This is a genomic window from Collinsella aerofaciens, assembly GCF_039758965.1.
Classification (GTDB): Bacteria; Actinomycetota; Coriobacteriia; order Coriobacteriales; family Coriobacteriaceae; genus Collinsella; species Collinsella aerofaciens_BR.
Window position 1 is genome coordinate 1 of sequence record NZ_JBDMSL010000046.1, and the last position, 2,860, is coordinate 2,860.

2 protein-coding genes and 1 pseudogene are annotated in these 2,860 nt (G+C 41.8%); all 3 read right to left on the reverse strand.

What is annotated here, in order from left to right; translation table 11 throughout:
• Positions 1 to 199 (reverse strand): annotated as a pseudogene (locus ABHU32_RS09915) (hypothetical protein); the annotation flags it as partial.
• A 618-nt stretch (positions 200 to 817) separates the two neighbouring features.
• Complete coding sequence (locus ABHU32_RS09920; protein WP_005648621.1) at positions 818 to 1,441, reverse strand: replication/maintenance protein RepL; 624 nt, start codon at positions 1,439 to 1,441, stop codon at positions 818 to 820.
• Between the two features lie 406 nt (positions 1,442 to 1,847).
• Positions 1,848 to 2,860 (reverse strand): mobilization protein (locus ABHU32_RS09925; RefSeq protein ID WP_346979807.1); only part of this gene is annotated, 1,013 nt, incomplete at its 5' end.

The following is a 2,860-nucleotide window of genomic DNA, read 5'->3' on the forward strand; positions in this document are numbered from 1 at the left end:
CTTTAGTCTGCATCTTCTGCCCAACCGTATCGAAATATCTCTGTTTCGCACTCTCCAGCCGATGGGAGATGCTATCTCCAACCCAGCTTTCATTCAAATGACTAAGTTCGGGACGAACATAGTCCAACTCTTTTTCCCTAAAGTTGTGAATCTCACTCCCCGGCTTCACTGCTTGTACATGAATACTTGTTGCTCCCATAAGTTAACATTTTTGTGACAATCGATAACAGCCGGTGACAGCCGGCTGACAGGGGGTTAAGGGGGCTTGTCCCCTTACACACGCACCCTTTAGGGTGCTAGTGTGCTATCACCATACTGCATAGGTGCGAAGTTAGCAAATGTTCTGTAAATGCACAAATAAAGGGGAAAACATTTGGATTTGCGACAATAAAGTACTACCTTTGTTGCTGACCAAACGGTAGCCGACCGATACGGGAGAGTTACCAAAATACAAGCCGCTGGAGTTAATTGACGGACATCCGACATCTCCAGCGGCTTTATTTTTGCCTATCTGCTTCGTCTAGGCATACCAGTACCTCTACTAAAAATGTACTTCAAAGATACTTATTTTCTACCGACTTGATAGTTTTTACCCCATATTCTTGGACATTTTTCCCCCATGAGGTTATCTTTGTAGGGTGAAAGAGAAACCCATAAACGGGGATAGATTGAATGCTGGGAAGCATAAACAATCGGGGTAAGGTTAGCGAACCTTGCCTTTCATCCCCCATTATAACTTTACATAGAGGAACTTTATCTATCCCCCCCCCGCCCCCAAAGGGGGAGCGACCAAACGGCAGCTTCACTCAATGGAGTGTTACTGTTCATCAAAGCCAAGTGATAATTGTCGTTTCTCTGCTTCTTCTTTCTTTTGGGCAGCTAAAGTCTTTTTCCGAACGTATGTTTTAGCAAATGTCACTCGGTCACCATTGAATACTATCAGAGGATTAATAAACCAAAGATTATCGGCTGGTCCTCGGGCTATGATTTCAGCTTTTACAAGTTCTGCAAGTCCTTTATAAACGGCTTTGTCTGTTTTGTATTTGGTATATTCTAGGCATTTTTTTCTATTGAAGATGATTAAATCATTTTTGGGTTTCATGCAGGTCATAAAGTAACCAAAAACCCGAATAGCTGCTTGTGATAGGTCAAAGAATGCAGCAAAGTTAGAAAGATACAATTTAGTGAATTGTTCTTCATCTACTTCTATTTGACGGATAAACGAAGTCTTAAACACTTCTCCAGTTTCAGTGTCGGCTAAAGCTACTACGGCTCTCTTATCGCCACCACTATTACTCTTATACTTTTTAACAACATGATTTTCAATACCTTCTATAGCTTGTTTCATAAAAGGATTTTCTTCGTTCTTTTGAAAATCGGTTAACTTAACTGCTTTTTTATTTTCCATTTTGATGTGTTTTTGGGAAATATTATTCTCCACAAAGTAAACTATTATTTTCCATAAAAACAATATTAAGGGAAATATTATTTTCCTGTTTAGTATTATATTAGGAAATCAGTATTTTCTAGATTGGAAAATGAGAATTTCCAATATGGAAAATGCCCTATATTGTGTATCAAGTACTTAACTTATTCTATTTCTTCTATTCTTAATATACCCCCAAAACAGCACAAAATCAGTCACTTAAAAATCATCGGTCGGGGAGCGCCCAGCGGCAAGGGGCGGGACCACCCGTCCCGACGAGCGCCACACCATAAACTTTTTTTAGAATAAGCACACAACCGTTTTCCGAACCCTGCAAAATTTCTTCCGAATCCGAACGACGTAACACTCCATTGAGAGAGGCTGCCGTTTGGTCGCTCCCCCTTTGGGGGCGGGGGGGGGGTTACATACCCATACCGAAACCTCTGCTTCTGGTGATTTGCTTGAGTAGGTCTTTCCCCTCTTCCATAGCTTTTGATATGTTTGGGAAATGATGCCTTAAAGCCTCCAGTTGTTCGGAATTGAACAAGTCTTTCATCTTACCAAGTTCTTTTTTCAATTCCTTGGTTTCGGTCTTTAGTTCTTGGTTCTCCGTCCTTAATCGGTTACTGGTTGTCCTTGCGTTGTCCATTTGTTGTCTATAATACTCCTTGTCATTCTCGGCTTTGAATGCCTTTGTGCCGTTTTGCTCTTTTTCAAGTATAGCCTTTCCCAGTCTATCGGATAGCTGTTCATTTTCCCCCTCTAAAGCCTTTACTTTGGCTTTTAAGGCATCCTTTTCCCTATCGTTGACTGTTTTTCCAATCAAGCCGTAAAACTTCTCTGAAGCCTTAGAAATGAGTTTTTGGACGTTCTTCTTTGTTTCAATGGAACGTAGTTCTTTCTGAAGCTGAAGAAGCTGGTTTTGTACGTCCTTGTGTTTGTCTAATGCACTGGATATATCGTTTGATAGTTCCTGAAGCTGTTCTTTCGCACATTCGGTCTTGTACTGCATAGCCGATAAGTGTTTGCGGTCAGAAGAAACGCCACGTTCCATGCCCAGTGTTTCAGATGCTATGGTTTGGAGTTCTGCCATGTCATCACGCGATAAACGCACACTTTTCCCATTCGGCTGCGTCCAATCGAAAACTACATGGGCATGAAGGTTAGGTGTCCATTGCTTTGCGTTCATGTATCCTTCGTCCTTGTGTATATGGATTTGAAATGCTTCGATACCGAAACGTTCTTTGCAGACCGTGGCAAACTGCTGGAGTTCCTGCATGGTGGTTTCTTGTTTGATTACTATTACTCCCTCTCGTATGGGTGCGGCTTTAGCCTGCATCTTCTGCCCAACCGTATCGAGATATCTTTGTTTCGCACTTTCCAGCCGATGGGAGATGCTATCTCCAACCCAGCTTTCATTCAAATGACTAAGTT